The 19,816-nt window shown below is 67.1% G+C and carries 16 protein-coding genes; 3 read left to right on the forward strand and 13 right to left on the reverse strand.

Annotation, left to right across the window (positions count from 1 at the left end; genetic code table 11):
- Positions 1 to 132: 132 nt before the first annotated feature.
- Together A7X97_RS17975 and A7X97_RS17980 are read right to left on the reverse strand one after the other, a co-directional pair.
- Entirely contained in the window at positions 133 to 2,595 is a 2,463-nt protein-coding gene (locus A7X97_RS17975; RefSeq protein ID WP_088497064.1) for a S9 family peptidase, read from the reverse strand.
- Positions 2,596 to 2,763: 168 nt separating this feature from the next.
- The gene (locus A7X97_RS17980) at positions 2,764 to 3,093 is read right to left on the reverse strand and encodes a hypothetical protein (RefSeq protein ID WP_088497063.1); all 330 of its coding nucleotides are present in this window, start codon (positions 3,091 to 3,093) and stop codon (positions 2,764 to 2,766) included.
- A 239-nt stretch (positions 3,094 to 3,332) separates the two neighbouring features.
- Between A7X97_RS17980 and A7X97_RS17985 the strand changes: the two genes are divergently transcribed.
- The gene (locus A7X97_RS17985; RefSeq protein WP_088497062.1) at positions 3,333 to 4,109 is read left to right on the forward strand and encodes a HipA family kinase; all 777 of its coding nucleotides are present in this window, start codon (positions 3,333 to 3,335) and stop codon (positions 4,107 to 4,109) included.
- Positions 4,087 to 4,494 carry a DUF3037 domain-containing protein gene (locus tag A7X97_RS17990; protein ID WP_061480045.1) on the forward strand — a complete coding sequence of 136 codons (408 nt, stop codon included), beginning with the start codon at positions 4,087 to 4,089 and terminating at the stop codon, positions 4,492 to 4,494. Before A7X97_RS17985 ends, A7X97_RS17990 begins: the two co-directional genes overlap by 23 nt.
- A 294-nt stretch (positions 4,495 to 4,788) precedes the next feature.
- Here the strand turns inward: A7X97_RS17990 and A7X97_RS22180 are convergent, their stop codons facing one another.
- From A7X97_RS22180 to ligA, 10 genes are all read right to left on the reverse strand, one after another.
- Positions 4,789 to 5,073 carry a hypothetical protein gene (locus A7X97_RS22180; RefSeq protein ID WP_088497061.1) on the reverse strand — a complete coding sequence of 95 codons (285 nt, stop codon included), beginning with the start codon at positions 5,071 to 5,073 and terminating at the stop codon, positions 4,789 to 4,791.
- Positions 5,074 to 5,120: 47 nt separating this feature from the next.
- Positions 5,121 to 5,615, reverse strand: a complete 495-nt coding sequence (locus A7X97_RS22185; RefSeq protein ID WP_409349625.1) for an XAC2610-related protein — start codon at positions 5,613 to 5,615, stop codon at positions 5,121 to 5,123.
- 58 nt (positions 5,616 to 5,673) lie between these two features.
- The gene (locus tag A7X97_RS22190) at positions 5,674 to 5,994 is read right to left on the reverse strand and encodes a lysozyme inhibitor LprI family protein (RefSeq protein ID WP_227836985.1); all 321 of its coding nucleotides are present in this window, start codon (positions 5,992 to 5,994) and stop codon (positions 5,674 to 5,676) included.
- Between the two features lie 40 nt (positions 5,995 to 6,034).
- Positions 6,035 to 8,563 (reverse strand): membrane-bound PQQ-dependent dehydrogenase, glucose/quinate/shikimate family, encoded by a 2,529-nt coding sequence (locus A7X97_RS18010; protein ID WP_088497060.1) that lies wholly within the window; start codon positions 8,561 to 8,563, stop codon positions 6,035 to 6,037.
- Positions 8,564 to 8,693: 130 nt separating this feature from the next.
- Positions 8,694 to 11,408, reverse strand: coding sequence for a DNA gyrase subunit A (gyrA, locus tag A7X97_RS18015; RefSeq protein WP_088497059.1), 2,715 nt, complete (start codon positions 11,406 to 11,408; stop codon positions 8,694 to 8,696).
- A 215-nt stretch (positions 11,409 to 11,623) separates the two neighbouring features.
- Positions 11,624 to 12,688 (reverse strand): S-methyl-5-thioribose-1-phosphate isomerase, encoded by a 1,065-nt coding sequence (gene mtnA / locus A7X97_RS18020; RefSeq protein ID WP_088497058.1) that lies wholly within the window; start codon positions 12,686 to 12,688, stop codon positions 11,624 to 11,626.
- Between the two features lie 47 nt (positions 12,689 to 12,735).
- The gene (locus tag A7X97_RS18025; protein ID WP_072168143.1) at positions 12,736 to 13,464 is read right to left on the reverse strand and encodes a DUF3011 domain-containing protein; all 729 of its coding nucleotides are present in this window, start codon (positions 13,462 to 13,464) and stop codon (positions 12,736 to 12,738) included.
- Positions 13,465 to 13,602: 138 nt separating this feature from the next.
- Complete coding sequence (epmA, locus tag A7X97_RS18030; RefSeq protein ID WP_088497057.1) at positions 13,603 to 14,559, reverse strand: EF-P lysine aminoacylase EpmA; 957 nt, start codon at positions 14,557 to 14,559, stop codon at positions 13,603 to 13,605.
- Entirely contained in the window at positions 14,556 to 15,041 is a 486-nt protein-coding gene (locus A7X97_RS18035) for a GNAT family N-acetyltransferase (RefSeq protein WP_088497056.1), read from the reverse strand. The genes epmA and A7X97_RS18035 overlap by 4 nt, the downstream gene beginning before the upstream one ends.
- A 49-nt stretch (positions 15,042 to 15,090) precedes the next feature.
- Positions 15,091 to 17,562 carry an NAD-dependent DNA ligase LigA gene (gene ligA / locus A7X97_RS18040; protein ID WP_409349624.1) on the reverse strand — a complete coding sequence of 824 codons (2,472 nt, stop codon included), beginning with the start codon at positions 17,560 to 17,562 and terminating at the stop codon, positions 15,091 to 15,093.
- Between the two features lie 256 nt (positions 17,563 to 17,818).
- On the opposite strand from ligA, the gene A7X97_RS18045 reads away from it, so the two are divergent.
- Entirely contained in the window at positions 17,819 to 18,943 is a 1,125-nt protein-coding gene (locus A7X97_RS18045; protein WP_111008255.1) for a pyridoxal phosphate-dependent aminotransferase, read from the forward strand.
- Positions 18,944 to 19,036: 93 nt separating this feature from the next.
- Here A7X97_RS18045 and zipA read toward each other — a convergent pair whose 3' ends face one another.
- Positions 19,037 to 19,777: a cell division protein ZipA gene (gene zipA, locus A7X97_RS18050; protein WP_061480035.1), complete on the reverse strand. Its 741-nt coding sequence runs from the start codon at positions 19,775 to 19,777 to the stop codon at positions 19,037 to 19,039.
- Positions 19,778 to 19,816: the final 39 nt, after the last annotated feature.

Consider the following 19,816-nt stretch of genomic DNA (forward strand, 5'->3'; position numbering starts at 1 on the left):
AGCAGCCCGGGTGGACCCGGATGCCGCATGGCAGGTGGCTTCCCGATTCCCGATTGCGCATCCGGATCCAGGCCGTCTACCCACTCACATCCCGATACAGCAAGGCCGCCCTGGGGCGGCCTTCCCGTCTCATTACTTGGCGTTCTTCACGTAGGTGTCGAACCAGTTCAGCATTTCCGCTACCAGCTGCTCGTTCGATTCCAGCGCGGTGTACCAGTGCGGTTCGTTCGGCAGCATCACCAGCCGCGTGATGCCGCCGTTGCCTCGGATCGCCTGGTAGAGCTTGCGCGACTGGAACGGCTCAGTGCCCGGGTTGGCGTCGTCCTCGCCGTGGACCAGCAGCAGCGGCAGCTTGATCTTGTCGGCATAGAAGAACGGAGAGGCCTTCAGGTACACGTCCTGCGCCTGCCACACCGAGCGACGCTCGTTCTGGAAGCCGAACGGGGTAAAGGTCTTGTTGTACGAACCGCTGGTCGCCACGCCAGCCTTGAACAGGTTGGTATGGGCGATCAGGTTGGCGGTCATCAGGCCGCCATGGCTGTGGCCGGTCACGCCGATGCGGTTGCGATCGACCACGCCCATGTCCACCGCCTTGTCCACCGCCGCCCTGGCGTCAGCTTCCAGCTGCTCCAGGTAGGTGTCGTAGGCGTTCTTCGGGTCACCCACGATCGGGAACGAGGCGTTGTCGATGATCGCGTAGCCGGCCAGCAGCATCAGGCGGTACGGCTGCAGGCGGGTGAAGGTCTGCTGCGAACCGGACACCTGCCCCGCCTGCGCGGCGTTGGCGAAGTCGGCCGGGTAGGCGTACAGGATCGCCGGCACGCGCTGGCCTTCCTTGTAGCCCGGCGGCGTGTACAGGGTGAACGACAGGTCCACGCCATCGGCACGCTTGTAGGTCACCAGCTGCTTCTTGATCTGGCGCACTTCCGGAGTCGGGTCGACCAGCTTGGTCAGCGCGGTCGCGGTGGACGCGAACTGCGCCTCGCCGGTCTTCGCATCGGCCACCGCCTCACCCTGCTGACGGATGAAGGCGTTCGGCGGATCGATCACCGACTGGTGCCAGGTCAGGTAGCGCCCAGGCGTATTGCTGAAACCAAGGAACTGCTCGTAGGCATCGGCGCTGCTGCGGAACAGGCGCTCGCTCTTCAGCGTGCCGAGGTCGAGGCGGTCGAGGAACGGACGGTCGCCCTGCGGCGAGGCACCACGGCCGCTGAGGAAAACATGGTTGCCCTCACGGCGCACGACCTGCGCACCATTCGGCAGGCGGGTGAAGACCAGGTTGCCGGGGTTGCCGTACAGCTCATCGCTGGACATGTCCCACAGCAGGCGGCCTTCCTTCTTCGGCTGGTCCACATCGACGATGCGGGTCTGCATCCAGTGGCGGTTCTCGTCGTTCTCGAACTGGAACGCCACGGCCGGATCGGCAGTCCATGCGAAGCCTTCGAAGCGTTGTGCGGTGCGGGTGATCTCGACCGGCTTGCCGTTGAACGGCGCCTTCAGCATCAGCACCCGGTCGCGATGCGGCACGTTGACCTTCCAGTCGCCCTTGTCCAGCGCTTCGGCATAGACCAGGGTGGCCGGATCGGTGGCACGCCAGTCGAAACCACGCGGGCCTTCCGGTACGCCGTGCACCGGCACGCGGTCGGCCAGCGGCAGGCTGGCGATCGGCGTGGACTTGCCGCTGGCGATATCCAGCACGGCCACGTCGTTGGCGAAGCGCTGGTAGGTCACCGCATGCGAGTACGGCGCCTTGATCGATTCGGTCAGCACGTGCACGCCATCGGGCGCGGCGCTGACTTCGTTGAACAGCGCCGGCTGCCCGACCGGACGCACGCTGTTGGCGGCAGTATCGACCACGGCCAGCTGCGAGGCGCCGTAATAAGCGAACAGCTTCTCGTCATGCACGCTGGTCAGCGTATCGCGGGCTTCGTAGGTGCTGCTCTCGCCACTGCTGCCCAGCGACTCCTGTGCATCCGGGCCGGTCGGTACGCCACCGTTGGACGGTGCTGGGCCCTGGTTGGCCGGCACCAGCTTCACCAGCAGGTTCTGGCTGCCGCCCAGCCACTGCACGGTGTAGCCGAAAATCGGGTTCAGCTGAACGTTCGGCACCTGCTTCACCTGGCCGGTAGCGGCATCGCCCACCCACAGCTGCACGCTGGTATCGACCGCGTTCTGGAACGCAAAGTGGCTGCCATCGGCCGACCACAGCGCGCCGGTGGCACAGCCCTGCGGCAGGTTGACCTTGGTCTGCTGGCCACTGCCGATGTCGACCAGGGTGAAGTCGGCCACGCAGGCCGGGATGCCATAGCCACCGGGGGTGTCATGGCGGCTGCGGTTCTTCGGTTCCAGGCGCACGCCAGCCAGCTTCAGGTACGGCTGGGCGACACGGCTGATCGACGGGTAGGTCTGCGCAGTGGTCAGCAGCAGGCGCTGGCCACCCGGGGCCACGTTCGGCGCCGGCGGCGGCGGTGCCTTCAACACCTTGAGCAGGTGCTCCGGCGGCTTCGCGTAGTCTGCAAGCGCCGGGCCAGCGGCCAGCAGGCCGAGGGTGGCAACGGCAACGGCCGCCGCCAGAGAGGTTCGACGGATGAGCATCCTTATCCCCTGGGTGTGAATGGGTACCCGGAATCGGGCAAGGTCCCGAATCTAGCACCGCAGGGGTTGTCGTGAATGGGCCGGAAGGGCTAGTGGCCGGATGGGGCAAAGTGGGACACGCCCGGAGAGGCCGGCAATGGACCGGCATCTGCCAGGTGTGGTCTGTCGTCACTGCTGGGCGTGCAGGTCCCAGGCAGTCAGGTAATCGGGGTCGACCACGATCATGCCACTGTTCCGCATGCGGTACTCGCCGGGCTCGGCGGGCAGGTACTGGTCCAGCATCGGCGGCAGATAGCGCTCGTGGCCATCATTCTCGTCGGCCAGCACCACGCCCTCGTCGGCGCTGATGCGCAACACCGTGCCGGCGTACTGCTCCAGCCCCTTCACCTGGCCGTCGCCGCCATAGCGGGTCACACCTACCAGTACGACCTTGCCGATCATTTCTTCCGCCTTGGCATCGTCCAAGGGCGGCAGCATGGGAGTGAATTCATCGCTCATCGGTGCACCTCCGTAGCCTGCTGGACATCGTGGATGAGGTTTCCGCTTCGCAGTGCGCGTCGCTGGCAGCCGAGCAGGTGCCCAGCCCGAAGCCTCGGCATCGAGAGTGCCAGTGCGCCCATGAACCCAAGGGTTCCTGGAGCACGATGCTGCCATCGCAGGCGGAAGGGACAGGTGAAGGCCGAAATCGGTCCTCGCCGATCAGAGGGTTGTACCTGCACCCACGCTAGAATGCGCCCATGCGCACCGTACATGCCCTCCGCTACATCACCCCGTTACGGGAAGGCGGCTCCCTGCCGGCCGTGGTCGAGACCGACGACGACGGCATGGCCGTGCTGAAGTTCCGCGGCGCCGGCCAAGGCCCGAAGGCGTTGATCGCCGAGCTGATTGCCGGTGAGATGGCACGCACGCTGGGCCTGCCGATTCCGGAAATCCTGTTCGTCGAGCTGGATCGCGAGTTCGCCCGAACCGAGCCCGACCCGGAGATCCAGGAGCTGATCCGCGCCAGCGAGGGCCTGAACCTGGGCCTGGACTACCTGCCGGGTGCGATCAATTACGATCCGGCGGCGATGCCGGTGGACGCCGACCTGGCCTCGCGCATCGTCTGGTTCGATGCGTTCACCAGCAATGTCGATCGCACCACCCGCAACCCCAACCTGATGGTGTGGCACCGCAAGCTGTACCTGATCGACCACGGCGCGGCGATGTACTTCCACCACGACTGGGCCAATGCCGGCGATGCCTGCGAAAAGCCGTTCGTGCTGATCCGCGACCATGTGCTGCTGTCGTTCGCCAGCCGCATCGCCGAGCTGGATACCGAACTGGCCGCGCGCCTGAGCGATGCCGAGATCGAGCGCATCGTCGGCCTGGTGCCGGACAGCTGGCTGGTCAACGAGCCGGCATTCGACAGTCCGCAGGCCTATCGCCAAGGCTACATCGACTATCTCAAGCACCGCCTGAAAGTGCGTGTGGTGTTCGTGCAGGAGGCCGTCCGTGCCCACGCTGCACACGTATGACTATGCGGTCATCCGCGTGGTACCGCGGGTGGAACGCGAGGAGTTCATCAACGTCGGAGTGATCGTCTCCTGCCCCGGCGCGCGCCATCTGGAAGCGGCCATCGAGATCGATCCGGCACGCCTGCACGCGTTCGCTCCAGCGCTTGATCAGGATGCGTTGCAACCGTGGTTGGATGCGATCGTGGCCATCTGCCGTGGCGACGCCAGCGCCGGACCGATCGCACAGCTGCCCGCGCGCGCCCGCTTTCATTTCCTCACCGCCAAGCGCAGCTCGGTTGTGCAGATGTCGAGCACGCATGTCGGCCGCACTGCGGACCCGGCGGGTGTGGTGGAACACTTGATGACGAAGATGGTGCGGGTACCGGCACCAACCGAGCAACATTGATTGGGTAGAGTCGACCGCTGGTCGACTGCCGTTCGCGGGAAGCAGGCGCACCGTCTTCGTGGCCGTACCGGTGCTCCCTACCCTCGCCCTGCACCACGAAACCAAGCCATACCAGCCCTTGTGGTTCTGCGCCGTGGTGGCCCGCTGCAGCAATGCAGGTGAGACCAGCGCTCCGCTTTGCAGGCCTGGGCGAGCTTCATCTTGTCCGGCGTTTCAGCGCCCACGATCTGGAACCGCTTCACCTGCCGCAGATTGGCCAGGTCCATGACGGTCGTCCCCCCAGCTGCATCCACGCTAGGGACTCTGCCGCAACACCTCGACCGTGACGGCGAACGCCTCGATGCGATGCCATTCACTCCGCTCCTGCGGCAGCGATTCCACGCCCATGCCGATCTGGTACCGCACCGCTTCCTCGGGCGCGGAGAAATCACGCGATTCGTGCTGCGCTGTGGCCAGCACATAGGCAATCTGCCGATGGACGGTAATGCCGTTGTCGATGCAGGTACGCACGATCATCTCGACCGACTGGTCCCGGGTCAGGCCGAAGCCCACCCCACCTTTTCCATAGCCTTCGCTCATCCTTCAGCTCTCCAGTTCCGGAACGCATCCGTTCGTCGGGGAAAGACCTACTTCAGCAGGTCCGATTCGGTAGGGGCCTCGCCCCTGCAGGTGTCATAGCGGCGCTGCAGCAGCGTGCGCGGCCCGGTTCCGCGCAGCTGGATGACCTTGTCCTCGTGCGCGCACGGGCTGACCTTCGCGCGCAGCACGAACCGCCCATTGTCGATACGGTCGATGTCGCGCCCGCCGATGGCCGCTTCCAATGCCTTGGCACGCACATAGCGGTTGACCTTGGCGTCGAACAGGTAGAACGCATGCACCGGAACGTTGTAGACACCGTTGTTGTCCTGCCACACCTGCAGGTCCGGCACGCCATCGCCATTGAAATCCGAAACGGTCAGCAGCACGGCCACCGCACCCTGGGCATCGGCGCCAGCGCGGGTCAGGCGCGGCTGCACGTCCGTGACCGCCACGTTGCGCCCGCCACGGGTCACGCCCATGCTCCTCACCCGGCAGGTCGTCACGTTGTCGGCGCCGCCGCAGTCGGCCACCTGGAAGACCACCTGCAATGCAGGCGTGATCCTGCCCTCGCCGGGCCGCAGGACGATCCAGCCCTGTTTTTCAGGCGCGGCACATGTGCGTGCGGCACTGCTGTGAATCCAGCTGGGCAACGGCCGTGCCGCCTTCCGGGCAACGACTGTCGCGCTGGCGCAGCCATTGCCGCTGCAGATCGCGCAGCACCTGCTGATCACTGACGGTCAGCGTGGAGCGCGCCGCACTGTAGGCGGCGTTGAGCGCATCGTCGCGCACCTTGAATTCAGCGTCGACACAACGACGACGGGCCTCCAGTGCGGTGCCCGCGGCCCCCATGCAGGGCGCATACGCAGGGCTCAGAAAGCGTGCATCGCCGGCAATCAGTTCGGCACCACTGGGCAGCGACATCGGTCACGGCCCCCGTCGCCCATGTTCAGGCCGGCAACCGCTATTTCGGCAGCGCAAACGCCATCACGTAATCGCCGTTCGGGGTTTCCATGAAATGATGGCCGCCGGCCATGATCACCACGAACTGGCGTCCGTCCTGTTCATACACCATCGGCGTAGCCTGCCCGCCCGCGGGCAGCTTGGCATGCCAAAGCTCCTTGCCGGTCTTCAGGTCGATGGCGCGCAGCAGGTCATCGGTGGCGGCCGCGATGAAGATCAGCCCGCTGGCGGTCACCACCGAACCGCCGTTGTTCGGCGTGCCGATCTCGATCGGCAGGCCGGAACGGATGCCGAACGGCCCATTGCCGCGCGCACTGCCAAACGGACGATCCCACAACAGCTTGCCGGTGCGCAGGTCGATGGCGCGGATGCCGCCGTAGGGAGGCTGCTTGCACAGCAGACCCGTGAACGGCAGCCGCCAGCCAGCGTTGACCTGGATGCCATACGGCGTTCCCACCTGCGGATCGCCGGCGCCCTCGCCACCGCCCCTGTCGGCACGGATCTTTTCGCGCGGCAGCCAGCCCAGGCGGTCGGCTTCGGCACGTGGCACCAGCCGGTTGTAGTTGGGCATGTCGTTGTAGTTGGCCACGATCACGCCGCGGCGCGTGTCGATGGACACACTGCCCCAATCCGAACCGCCGTTGTAGCCGGGGTATTCGATGGAATGGCGATCACTGCTCGGCGGCGTGTAGAAGCCTTCGTAATAGGCCTTGCGGAACTGGATGCGGCAGATCAGCTGGTCGATCGGGGTGATGCCCCACATGTCGCGCTCGGTCAGATCATGCTCGCGGCGCAGCGTGTGGTACAGCGAGAACAGCTGGGTGGGTGAACGCTGTTCCGGTTCGACACCGCCGACCGGCACCTTGCGCTCTTCGGCAGCGGTCAGCAGCTGGCCGTTGCGGCGGTCGAGAATGTAGATGTCACCCTGCTTGGTCGGCAGCAGGATCGCCGGCACCTTGCCTGCCGCCGTCGGGTAGTCGATCAGGCTGGCCTGCGAACCGAGGTCGTAGTCCCACACATCCTTGCGCACGGCCTGGAAATGCCAGGCCGGCTTGCCAGTGGCCACATCGATCGCCACCAGCGACGTCGCATAGCGGTTCTGGTTTTCCGTACGCGAGCCACTCCAGTAGTCGCCCGCAGAATTGCCCAGCGGCAGATAGACCAGCCCCAGCGCCTCATCACCGGTCGCGGTGGTCCACATGTTCGGCGTGCCGCGGGTGTAGGTCTGCCCATGCGGCGGCAGGCCGCTGCGCTCGGGCTGGTCCATGTCCCACGCCCAGCGCAGCTTGCCGGTGATCGCGTCGTACGCCTGGATCACGCCCGATGGCGCGTCGCGGCGCTGACCATCCAGCACCTGGTGGCCGGTGACGATCACGCCGCGCACGATGGCCGGGGGCGAGGTGATCGACACGTAGCCGGGTGGCACCTCACCCATCCCGAGGGTGATGTCGACCTGGCCGTTGTTGCCGAAATTCGCGCAGGGACGGCCGCTATCTGCATCCACTGCAATGATGCGCCCGTCCAGCGTGCCTTCGATGATGCGCGCCCAGCACGCCGGACGACTGCCCGGTGCAGCGCTGCGGCTCACGCTGGGCGGCGGTTCGGGCAACGCCAGATCGGCCGCGGCATCGGCCAGGGTGGCATCGGCCAGGATCGGCGTTGCCGGTTGCTCGTAGTAGCTCACACCACGGCAGGCGGCGGTGTACGGGATCGAGGCGTCCTTCACCTTCGGATCGAAGCGCCACACTTCCTTGCCACTGGCGGCGTCGAGCGCGATCAGGCGGTTACGGGCAGTGCACAGGTACAGGCGGTCGCCGATCTTCAGCGGCGTGGTTTCCGCACCCCAGCGCTTCTTCGGCATATCGCCGGTGCGGAACTGCCAGGCGGGCTGCAGCGTGGCCACGTTGGCCGGGGTGATCTGCTGCAGTGGCGAATAGCGGGTGCCTGCATTGCTGCGCCCCCACGCCGGCCAGTCTCCCTCGGCAGGCTGGTCGGCCGGTTGCAGGCCGGTGGTATCCCGCGTGGGTTCCAGTCCGGCGCTGGCCGCGCCTTCCGGGAACGGCTGGTGCCCGTCCACTTCACCATGCGGTGCGAACGCCAACCCGAAGGCAGCGACGAACACCAGCATCAGGACGCCCGCCACGCTGCGCGACAGGCGCTTTGAAACCGGTTCGCGAAGGGTCGGCGCGAGCAGCGCCAGCACGATGCCGAGCGCGGTCACCAGGCCCAGCCGCGGCACCCAGCGCCAGTAGTCGTTGCCCGACTCCCACCAGGTCCACAGCAGCGTGCCGACGAACACCAGCGCGTACAGCAGCGCGCCGCTGCGGCGATTGCCGAACAACAACAGGCCACTGGCCAGAAGGCCGGCCCCGGCGATGGCGTAGTACGCCGACCCGCCCAGGCTGAGCAGCCACGCGCCGAGCCCGCCGATGACCAGGCCGAGTACGACCAGCAGTAGCGACAGCACGGTAACGAGAGGGTGCCGTGAGGCGCGGACGGGAGCAGGAACGGACTGCGGCGTGGCGGACATCGTCGATCTCCGGGGGCAGCATGCGCCGTTATCCCACCGCCTGTGTGAAGCGCGCGCGTATGCGTGGCATCCGGATACGACGACGCCGGCACAGGGCCGGCGTCGTCGGGTACCCAGGCTCGCGGCAGGATCACTCCTGCGCGGCGTCCTCGCTGCTGGCAGCAGCCGGTGCGCCGTCGGTCGTGGCCGGGGCGGCGACTGCCACCTCGTCCTCGTCCTCGTCGATCGAGGCATCCATGCGCTCCACCGCCTGCAGCTTCTCGTCCTTGGACAGGCGGATCAGGGTCACGCCCTGGGTGTTGCGGCCGACGCGGCTGATTTCCGAGCCACGCGTACGCACCAGCGTACCGCCGTCGGAGATCAGCAGGACTTCGTCGCGGGAGCCCATCAGCACTGCGGCGACCAGCTTGCCGTTGCGCTCGGTGGTCTGGATGCCGATCACGCCCTGCGTGCCACGGCCCTTGCGCGGGTAGTCCGGCAGCGGGGTGCGCTTGCCGTAGCCGTTCTCAGTGGCGGTGAGGATGTACTGCACGCTGGCATCGTCGGCACTATCGATCACCGCATCGCCATTGGCGGTGGCTTCCTCGACACCGTTGTCGTCCTCGTTCTCGTCCTCGATGCCACCGGCACTTTCGGCCACGATCAGGCTGACCACCTCCTCGCCGGCCGGCATCCTGATGCCACGCACGCCGGTGGCGGTACGGCCCATCGAGCGGACTTTGTCCTCGCCGAAGCGCACGGTCTTGCCGTTGGAGGCGAACAGCAGGATGTCGCGCTGGCCATCGGTCAGGCCGACGCCGACCAGGGCATCGCCCTCATCGAGGTTGATCGCGATCTTGCCGCGGGCCAGGCGGAAGGCGAACTCGCCCAGGGGGGTCTTCTTGACCGTACCGTTCTTCGTGGCGAAGAACACGAACTGGCCATCGGCGTACTCGCGCACCGGCAGCACGGCCTGCACGCGTTCGCCGGGTTCCAGCGGAATCCAGTTGATGATCGGACGGCCGCGGGCGTTGGAGCCCGCTTCCGGCAGCTGGTAGACCGGCAACCAGAACACCTTGCCCGAACTGGTGAACGTCAGCAGCGTATCGTGCGTGTTGACCAGCCACAGCTGTTCGATGAAATCCTCTTCCTTGGTCGCCGCCGCACTGCGACCACGGCCGCCGCGGCGCTGCGCGCGGTACACGCTGACCGGCTGGCGCTTCACGTAGCCGGCATGCGACACGGTGACCACCACGTCTTCCGGTGCGATCAGGTCCAGGATGTCCAGGTCTTCTTCGCTGTGGCGGATTTCGGTGCGACGTTCGTCGCCGAACTCGGCCTTGACGTTGACCAGCTCCTCGCGGATCACCTGCAGCAGGCGGTCGGGATCTTCCAGGATGTGGATCAGCCCGGCGATCACTTCCAGCAGCTGCTTGTACTCGTCGGTCAGGCGGTCCTGCTCCAGCCCGGTCAGGCGGTGCAGGCGCATTTCCAGGATCTGGGTGGCCTGGATCTCGGTCAGCTGGTAGCCGCCCTCGATCAGGCCCACGCCCTTGGGCAGGTCTTCCGGGCGCGAGGCTTCGGCACCGGCGGCACCCAGCATCGCACCGACCAGGCCCGGCTCCCACACGCGCGCCAGCATGCGCTCGCGTGCTTCGTTCGGGTTCGGCGAGGTCTTGATCAGTTCGATCATCTCGTCGATGTTGGCCAGCGCGACGGTCAGGCCTTCCAGCACGTGGGCACGGGCGCGCGCCTTGCGCAGCTCGAACACGGTGCGGCGGGTGACCACTTCGCGACGGTGGCGGACGAACGCCTCCAGCATCTGCTTCAGATTCATCAACTGCGGGCGGCCGTCGACCAGCGCCACCATGTTGATGCCGAACACCGATTCCATCTGCGTCTGCTGGTACAGGTTGTTCAGCACAACCTCGGCAGATTCGCCGCGCTTGATCTCGATGTAGATGCGCATGCCGTCCTTGTCGGACTCATCGCGCAGCTCGCTGATGCCTTCGATCTTCTTTTCCTTGACCAGCTCGGCGATCTTCTCGATCAGACGCGCCTTGTTCACCTGGTAAGGAATTTCAGTGACGATGATCGACTCGCGGCCGTTATCGGCCACTTCGATGTCGGCCTTGGCACGGATACGCACGCGGCCACGGCCGGTGCGGTAGCCGGCGACGATGCCGGCGGTGCCGTTGATGATGCCGGCAGTCGGGAAATCCGGGCCCGGGATGTACTCCATCAGGCCGTCGACGTCGATCTCCGGGTTGTCGATCAGCGCAATGCAGGCGTTGATCGATTCGCTCAGGTTGTGCGGCGGGATGTTGGTCGCCATGCCCACCGCGATACCGGCCGAGCCGTTGACCAGCAGGTTCGGGAACCGGGTCGGCATGACCGTCGGCTCCAGTTCCTTTTCGTCGTAGTTGGGCTGGAAATCGACGGTTTCCTTGTCGATATCGGCCATCAGCTCATGCGCCAGGCGCGACATGCGCGCCTCGGTGTATCGCATCGCCGCGGCGGAGTCGCCGTCGATCGAACCAAAGTTACCCTGGCCGTCGACCAGCATGTAGCGCAGCGAAAACGGCTGTGCCAGGCGCACCAGCGTGTCGTACACCGACTGATCGCCATGCGGGTGGTACTTACCGATGACGTCACCGACGATACGCGCCGACTTGAAGTAGGGCTTGTTGCTGTGCGCGTTGAGTTCATTCATCGCGTACAGCACGCGACGATGCACCGGCTTGAGGCCGTCGCGCGCATCCGGCAGCGCGCGGCCCACGATCACGCTCATGGCGTAATCGAGGTAGCTCTTGCGCATCTCGTCTTCCAGGTTGACCTGGATGATTTCCTTGGCGGTTTCTGCCATTCGGGTTCCGTTGTCTGGTAGCGGTCCAGTCCGGCGCAGCCCTCTGCGGGAGGGGGTCGCGCCGGAACCTCGATTCAACCTGTGGATACTACCACAACGGGCTGGTTTCCGCCTGCCTTTACGGGGATTTTACCGGCACAAATCAGGAACTTAGGGTTGCCGGCCAGCGGCCGGCACTACCGGGGGCGGCGGTCGCGCCGCCCCTCCCCTGCGCCTCAGCCGCCGAAGGCGGCGCGCATGTTCTCGGCGGTCGGGTTCAGGATCACCCCGCGCTCGGTCACGATGGCGTCGATCAGCTCGCCCGGGGTGACGTCGAACACCGGGTTCCAGGCGGCAATGCCTTCGGCCACGGTGCGGGTGCCGCCCACGCCATACAGCTCACCCGGGTCGCGCTGCTCGATCTCGATCTGGCTGCCGTCCACGGTCTCCATGTCCACGGTCGAGGACGGCGCCACCACCATGAACTTCACGCCATGGTGGCGCGCGGCAATGGCCAGTTGGTAGGTGCCGATCTTGTTGGCGGTATCACCATTGGCGCAGATGCGGTCTGCGCCCACGATCACCCACTGCACGGCACCGGTCTTCATCAGGTGCGAGGCCGCCGAGTCGGCGATCAGGGTGGCATCGATACCGTCCTGCTGCAGCTCCCACACCGTCAGGCGTGCGCCCTGCAGCCACGGCCGGGTCTCGCCGGCGAACACGCGCGCGATGCGGTGCTGGGCCATGCCGGCGCGAATGACGCCCAGCGCGGTACCGAAGCCGGCGGTGGCCAGCGAGCCGGTATTGCAGTGGGTCAGCACACCGCTGCCGGCCTCGATCAAGCCAGCGCCCAGCGCGCCCATGTGGCGGTTGGCGGCCAGGTCTTCCTCGGCGATGGCCTGCGCTTCGGCCTCCACCAGTGCCTTCCAGTCGGCGCCGGCGGCGTGCAGGCAACGGCGCATGCGTGCCAGCGCCCAGGCCAGATTGACCGCAGTGGGGCGCGATGCGTTCAGGCGCTGCAGTGCCGGTTCCAGCTGCTGCAGCGCGTGCGCACCGTCTGCGGCCTGCACCTCGCGCGCGGCCAGCACCACGCCCCAGGCGGCGGCAATGCCGATCGCCGGCGCGCCACGCACGGTCAACGCATGGATGGCGCTGGCAACCTCGTCGCTGTCGTGGCAGACCACATGCTCGACCACGAACGGCAGCTTGCGCTGGTCCAGCAGTTGCAGGGCATCGCCGGTCCACAGGATCGGGCGGATGTGGTCATAACGGGCGTAGTCGATGTCGGAGGCAGTGTTCATGGGCCCATTGTAGGGCCACGCCCGGCAGCGTTGGAGCCCGCCCGGGCTCAATTCACCGAGAATTCGGCGCGGCAGCCGCCGTCCACCCAGATGCCGTTGCGGCTCCAGCCCCAGGTACTGCCTTCCTCGCAGGGCGTGCTCGACAGCTGCTCGGAAACGACCGCGCCAACGGAGATGCTGGCGCCGCAGAAACGCCGCTTCTTCGACTTCGATTCGCAGGTCAGGCGACGCGGCACATCGACGAAGCGGCCATCCTCGTCGGCCACCTCGAAATCGCCCTGGCAACCACGGCTGGTCCAGATCTCATTGCGCTTGTAGCCCCAGCCCTGCCCCTCGCGGCATGGCAGCACCGACAGCTGGCGCAGCAGGCGCACGGGGGCGCCATCCAGGCGCACCGGGCAGCTCTGCGGACGGCCATTGGATTCGCAGCGCACCACGCGGCGCACCAGGCGCTTGCCTTCCGTTGCCGCAGGTGCCGCACCCTGCGCACGGCGCGCACGGAACTCGGCGCGGCAGCCAAGGGTGACCCACACGCCGCTGCGGTCGGTGCCCCACTCGCTACCGCGGATGCAGCTGTTGCTCGACAGCTGGCGCACCAGATCGACGCCGTTGGCCACATCGATGTCGCAGTGCACCCAGCCCATGTCGTGGGACTCGCAGGTCACCACTTCATCGTCGTAGCCCACCTGCTGGGCCGACGCCGGCGACGGCAGCCAGGCACCCCAGAGCGCGATGGAGTACACCGGTGCAGCGACAACCGCAAACCACTTGACCAAAGCCTTCCCCAGCAGGAATAGATGAACTGCATGCCAGTGTCCGGCATTGGCCGTGATAAAAGCATCATCCCGCTTGCCGACGCAAGCGCGCAGAACCCGCGTTTCGTTCAGCCTGGGATGTTCAGCAACGCGTGATGGTCACGCGTGGGCGAAGTCGTAGGCCAACACATCTGCAATGCGGGGTGTGCGGTTCATCGCCATCAGCAGGCGGTCGATCCCCAGCGCAACGCCGGCACAGGCCGGCAACGCTGGCAACGCCGCCAGCAGCGCCTCATCCAGTGGCGGCTGCACCTGCCCACGTTCGTGGCGGCGCTGCTGGTCGCGCTGGAAGCGGGCGCGCTGCTCGTCGGCGTCGTTCAGTTCGTGATAGCCGTTGGCCAGCTCCACTGCACCCAGGTACAGCTCGAAACGCTCGGCCAGCGGCGGCGTGCCGGCGCGGATGCGTGCCAGCGCGGCCTGGCTGGCTGGCCAGTCATGCACCACGGTCATGACCGCGTCATCGAAATGCGGCTGGATACGATGGGTCATCAACAGGTCGAGCCAGTCATCACGGGTCAATCCGACCGGGTCAATGTGCACCTCGCCCAACGCGGCACGCAGCGTGGACTCATCCGCCTCGAACGGATCCACGCCAAGGTGCTGCTGGAACAGCTCGCGGTAACTCAGCACGCGCAGGGTCGCACGGCGTCCCACCAGGGCCAGCGCCTGGCCGACCAGCTCGGCGGCCTCCTGTACCAGCCGATGGTGGTCCCAACCGACCCGATACCATTCCAGCATGGTGAATTCCGGGTTGTGGCGGCCGCCGGCCTCACCGTTGCGGAATACCCGGCCCAGTTCGTAGCAGTCGCCCACACCGGCCGCCAGCAGGCGCTTGAGCGGATACTCCGGCGAGGTGCGCAGCCAGCGGCGGCGTCCGCCGGCATCGACATGGCCGGTGAAGTCGGTATGGAAGCTGTCGATGTTCGGCTCGGTGTTGCCCGCGACCGACAGGATCGGCGTCTCCACCTCGAGCACATCGCGCTCTGCAAAGAAGCGGCGCACCAGCGCGTTGAGCGCAGCGCGCTGCTGCAGCGCGCGCAGCAGGGCCTCGCTCACAGGATGCCTTCCGGGCGCGGATGGTCGAGCGGCAGGGTCAGCAGATCGCGCGTATCGTCGATGTAGCCGCTGGCCAGGTACAGGCGTCGGGCCAGTTCGTTGTGGTGGTTCACTTCCAGGCGAAGGCGGCTGACGCCACGACCACGAGCGCGCTGTTCGCAGATGGCCAGCGCCTGCTTGCCGCGGCCACGACCGCGCGCGCGATGGCTCAGGTACAGTTCGTCCAGCAGCATGAAGTGGCCGCCCTGCTCCAGGCTGAAGCCCATCGCGATCACCGCGTAGCCGACCACCTCGCCCGCCTCGTCCATCCACAACAGCACTTCGCCATTGCGCGGATCGGCCAGCAGCGCGTCCACGCCGCGACGCACGCGCGCGTCATCGAAGTCGATCCTGTCTTCGGCGTAGAACTCGCGCATCAGCGCGATCAACAGCTCCTCGTCGGCACGGGTGGCCGGGCGGAAATCCAGCGGGGCGGTCTGCATCGGTGTTCCTTTGTGTTTCATGCCGGGCGCCATGCACCCGGCGGGGTCATCATTCGTGTTCGGCCAGATAAGCCAGCAGGCGGTCTTCGTCCCATACCGGCACGCCCAGCGATTGCGCCTTATCCAACTTGGAGCCGGCCTCGGTACCGGCGACCACGAAGCTGGTCTTCTTCGAGACGCTGCCGGAGACCTTTGCACCGAGGGCTTCCAGGCGCTCCTTGGCGGCATCGCGGGTGAGCTGGGCCAGGGTGCCGGTCAGCACCACGGTCTGCCCATCCAGCGGGCCGGCCACGATCTCGGCCAACGCCGGTGCCTTGGCCAGGATCTGCTGCATCGCCTTCTCGGCTGCCAGCAGCATCGCGCCATGGCCCTCGCTGTCCAGCCACTGGGCCAGGCCACGCGCGGTGTCGTCGGGCAACCCGGCGTTGACGAACTGCCCATGCTCGGCGTCGAGCACCGCCTGGGCACCGGGCAACACGGCCACCAGTTTTTCCGCGCGCAGGCGGGTGATGCCGGGAATCTCTGATTCGACCAACAGCTGCGCCAGGTCCAGCCCCTCGCGCAGCCTCGCGCTGGGCGCGTGCACATCGCTGATGCGGACCTGGCCGACCTGCAGCAGGTCATCGATGGCCTGCTGGTTGCCCTGCTGTTCGAAGAAGTGGCCGAGCGAGCGCGCCACTTCGCCACCAATGTCCGGCACGCGCTTGAACAATGGCCACGGCAGGTGGCGGATCAGTTCCAGGTCACCGAACCACTGCGCCAGCGCCTTGGCCGTGCTCTCGCCCACGTGCTCGATGCCCAGCGCGAACAGCAGCCGTTCCAGCGTGGCGGCACGACTGGCGTCGATGGCCGCGATCAGGTTGTCGGCCCACTTGGTCGCGATCTTCTTCGTGTTCCATTCGAAGCGGGCCGGCTGCGCCAGCGCCTGCGCGCGCCAGCCCGGATCGTTGCCGTCCAGCCTGAGCACCGCATTGAGCACCGCGCCACTGCCTTCGGCCGGCAGGTGCAGCTTCAGTGCGGCGGCCAGCGCCGAGGGATCTTCAGCGTCCAGCACCAGCTTCAGGTGCAGCAGCTGGTCACGACTGAGCCGGTACAGGTCGGCCACGCTCTTGACGATGCCAGCGTCGACCAGGGTTTCAATGTATTTGTCGCCCAGGCCGTCGATGTCCATCGCGCGGCGAGAGGCGAAATGGGCGATGGCTTCCTTGCGCTGCGCCGGGCAGGACAGCTCGCCCGAGCAGCGCCATGCGGCCGCCCCTTCCTCGCGCACGATCTCCGAGCCGCACACCGGGCAGCGCGTCGGCATCTGCCAGGGCGTGGTGCCCTGCGGGCGGCGATCGAGGATGACGCTGACCACTTCCGGGATCACGTCGCCGGCGCGGCGCACGATCACGCTGTCGCCGACGCGCACGTCGAGGCGTGCGATCTGGTCGGCGTTGTGCAGGGTGGCGTTGGACACGATCACGCCGGCCACGGCCACCGGCGCCAGGCGCGCGACCGGCGTGGCCGCACCGGTACGGCCGATCTGGATCTCGATCGCCTCCACGGTAGTGCTCTGTTCCTGCGCCGGGAACTTGTGCGCGATGGCCCAGCGTGGCGCGCGCGAGACGAAGCCCATCGCCTGCTGGCCGGCACGGTCATCGAGCTTGTAGACCACGCCATCGATATCGAACGGCAGGCTGTCGCGGCGCTCGCCGATATCGCGGTAGTAGCCGAGCAGGCCGTCGGTGCCTTCCACCACCTTGCACAGCGCGCTGACCGGGAAACCCCAGGCGCCGAGCTGCGCCAGCGTGCCCGAATGGGTATCGGGCAGCTCGCCGCCCTGCACTTCACCGGTACCGTAGGCGAAGAAGCTCAACCTGCGCTGCGCACTGATCTTCGGGTCGAGCTGGCGCAGCGATCCAGCCGCCGCATTGCGTGGGTTGGCCAGCACCTTGCCGCCGTGCAGGCGCGCACGTTCGTTGTAGGCCTCGAAATCGGCACGCGCCATGTAGACCTCGCCGCGCACCTCGAGCACGTCCGGCCAGTCCTTGCCGTGCAGCCGCTTGGGAACATCGCCGATCTCGCGCAGGTTGGCGGTCACGTCCTCGCCGGTGCTGCCATCGCCGCGGGTCGCGCCGAGCACGAAATGACCATCCTCGTAGCGCAGGCTGATCGCCAGGCCGTCCATCTTCGGCTCGGCCGAGAACTGCAGGCTGCGGCGGCCCAGGCGTTCGTCAATGCGGCGCGCGAAATCCGCCACTTCCTCATCGCTGAAGGCGTTGGACAGCGACAACATCGGCACCGCATGGCGGACTTCGGGGAAACGGCCGGAGGGACGCGCGCCGACCTGCTGGGTCGGGCTGTCGGCCCGGGCCAGTTCCGGATGTTCGCGCTCCAGTGCTTCCAGCTCGCGCACCATCCGGTCGTAGTCGATGTCGGGGATCTCCGGGGCGTCCAGCTCATGGTAGGCGCGGTTGGCCTGGGCGATCTGCCGGCGGAGATCTTCGGCGCGTTCGGCGGGGCTGGAGCTCATCGGAATCCGGTGGTTCTGGGATGGCCGGGGATTCTACCGCGCCCGGCCGTCAGGCCCTGTAATGCCCCCCTTCGCAGCGCCGAGCCATGCTCGACGGGCGCTCCCCTGCCCTGGTGGATGCCGACCTTCTCCCCACCCCGGCAGGTGCCAACCTTGGTTGGCACACCTGCAGCCGAGCATGGCTCGGTACTACAAAAAGCGGGCTTGCCGCCCACCGCAACCAGCGCTAGCGTGCGACGGTCTGCCCTTCGGAATCGTGCCCGTGACCCTGCCTGCTTCCCGTCGACGCTTCCTGCAACTGGCCGGTGCCGGCCTCGCCGTCGCTGGCAGCGGGCTGCCGCAGCTTGGCCATACCCAACCCGCGACGGCCGCCGCTCCTGCCCCCACCGAAGGCGTGGTACTGCTGAACTTCAACGAGTGCCCCTACGGCCCCTCGCCGGCGGCCCAGCAGGCCGCGCGCGACAGTATCGCCAGCTGCGGCCGCTACCGCTTCGCCCTGGCTGCACAGGTGCGCGATGCCTTCATCAAGCAGGCACGCATTCCGGCCGACCACGTGCGCCTCTATCCCGGCTCAAGCGAGCCGTTGAACCGCGCCGCCATGGTGTGGACCGGCCCGCAGGCAGGACTGGTAGTCGCCGATCCGACCTTCGAGACGCTGGGCGAGGTCGCCGCCGCACACGGTGCGCACGTGCAGAAAGTGCCGCTGCGCGACGACGGCGCGCATGACCTGCGTGCAATGGTCGCCGCCGCGCACGCACGCCCGACCGGGCTGCTGTACGTGTGCAATCCGAACAACCCGACCGGTTCGATCAGCCCACCGGATGAGCTCGCCTGGCTGCTGGCCCACAAGCCCGCATCGACCCGCGTGCTGGTCGACGAGGCCTACCTGCAGTACAGCGAGCAGCCGAGCCTGATCACCCGGGTGACGCAGCGCGATGACCTGATCGTGCTGCGCACGTTCTCCAAGCTGTACGGCATGGCCGGCCTGCGCCTGGGCGTGGCGGCCGCACACCCCAACCGCCTGCGCGAACTGGCCAGCCTGGGCGACAACCCGCTGCCCGTGCCAGCACTGGCCGCGGCACTGGCCAGCCTGCAGGATCCCCAGTTGATCGCGCAGCGGCGCCTGCAGAATGCCCAGGTGCGGCAGGCCACCATCACGTGGCTGGGCAAGCGTGGTTTCAGCTGCGTGCCGTCGGAAGCGAACTGCTTCGTGGTGGATGTGCAGCGCGACGGTGCCGCCTTTGCCAAGGCGATGGCAGACAACGGCGTGATCATTGGCCGCAGCTGGCCGATCTGGCCACAGCGCGTGCGCGTGACCGTCGGCACCGAAGACGAGATGGCCGCATTCCGCCGTGCGTTCGCCAAGGTGGCCGGCGTACCGGCCTGACCCTGTTGGCGGGGGCGAACCTTGGTTCGCTCCATCCACGCATGGCGTGGATCTACCGGCGTGGGTGCCGACCGTTGGCCGGCACAACAGGCTTTACCAGCGCGGGGTCTTGGTCAGCGGCGGTGCCTGGTGCTGGCGGTCGTAGGCACGCAGCTCGTCGCGAATGTGCGCGATGCGCTGGCGGCCCAAGGCATTGCGGCTGTCATCCAGCACCACGCCATCGAGCAGCTCGGCCATGCGCTGCACGGTCGGCAGCATCTTCTCCCAGGCATCAAGCGCGGTCAGCGGCGCCGGCAGGGTCAGGAAGAAGGCGATGGCCGGGGTTTCCATGGCACGGATGTTGGCCATGTCGAAGCTGCCCGGCTTCATGATGCTGGCCATCGAGAAGATCGGGCCGCGCTCGGGGTGGCCTTCCACCAGGCGGTGGAACACGTTCATGTGGCCGAATACCAGGCCGGTCTTCTCGGCCGCCACCACGATGTCTTCGCCGCGCAGCTGCTCGCCGGCACGGGCGGCCACGAACAGCGAGACGATCTTGTCGAAATCCTGGGTAGTGCGCTTGCCGAGGTCGTTGGCCGCGCCCGGGTCAGTGTCGGCCAGGCCAAGTTCGGCCTGCTCGCCTTCCCCGCGCATGCCCGGTTCGACGCGGCCCTCAGCCACCACGACGCCGTCCTCGCCCAGGACCGGTTCGCGGCGCTCGCCACTGGCCGGTTCCGTGTTCTCCACGCGACGGCCCTGGGGCTTCTTCTTCGGACGGCCAAACAGGAAGATCGCGGCGATCAACAGCAGGCCGGCGGCCAGGATGCCGATGCGCAACAGTGCCGTGTCGGACATTCGATAGGTTCTCCGGCTAATTCATTCAGGTAACTAGGA

This window comes from Stenotrophomonas sepilia, assembly GCF_003244875.1.
GTDB classification, from domain to species: Bacteria; Pseudomonadota; Gammaproteobacteria; order Xanthomonadales; family Xanthomonadaceae; genus Stenotrophomonas; species Stenotrophomonas sepilia.

Excerpts from the sequence above, each read along its gene's own strand:
- A7X97_RS17975 (WP_088497064.1), bottom strand. The coding sequence starts at position 2,595 with ATGCTCATCCGTCGAACCTCTCTGGCGGCGGCCGTTGCCGTTGCCACC.
- A7X97_RS17980 (WP_088497063.1), bottom strand. The coding sequence starts at position 3,093 with ATGAGCGATGAATTCACTCCCATGCTGCCGCCCTTGGACGATGCCAAG.
- A7X97_RS17985 (WP_088497062.1), top strand. The coding sequence starts at position 3,333 with ATGCGCACCGTACATGCCCTCCGCTACATCACCCCGTTACGGGAAGGC.
- A7X97_RS22180 (WP_088497061.1), bottom strand. The coding sequence starts at position 5,073 with ATGAGCGAAGGCTATGGAAAAGGTGGGGTGGGCTTCGGCCTGACCCGG.
- A7X97_RS22190 (WP_227836985.1), bottom strand. The coding sequence starts at position 5,994 with ATGTCGCTGCCCAGTGGTGCCGAACTGATTGCCGGCGATGCACGCTTT.
- A7X97_RS18010 (WP_088497060.1), bottom strand. The coding sequence starts at position 8,563 with ATGTCCGCCACGCCGCAGTCCGTTCCTGCTCCCGTCCGCGCCTCACGG.
- gyrA (WP_088497059.1), bottom strand. The coding sequence starts at position 11,408 with ATGGCAGAAACCGCCAAGGAAATCATCCAGGTCAACCTGGAAGACGAG.
- mtnA (WP_088497058.1), bottom strand. The coding sequence starts at position 12,688 with ATGAACACTGCCTCCGACATCGACTACGCCCGTTATGACCACATCCGC.
- A7X97_RS18035 (WP_088497056.1), bottom strand. The coding sequence starts at position 15,041 with ATGCAGACCGCCCCGCTGGATTTCCGCCCGGCCACCCGTGCCGACGAG.
- zipA (WP_061480035.1), bottom strand. The coding sequence starts at position 19,777 with ATGTCCGACACGGCACTGTTGCGCATCGGCATCCTGGCCGCCGGCCTG.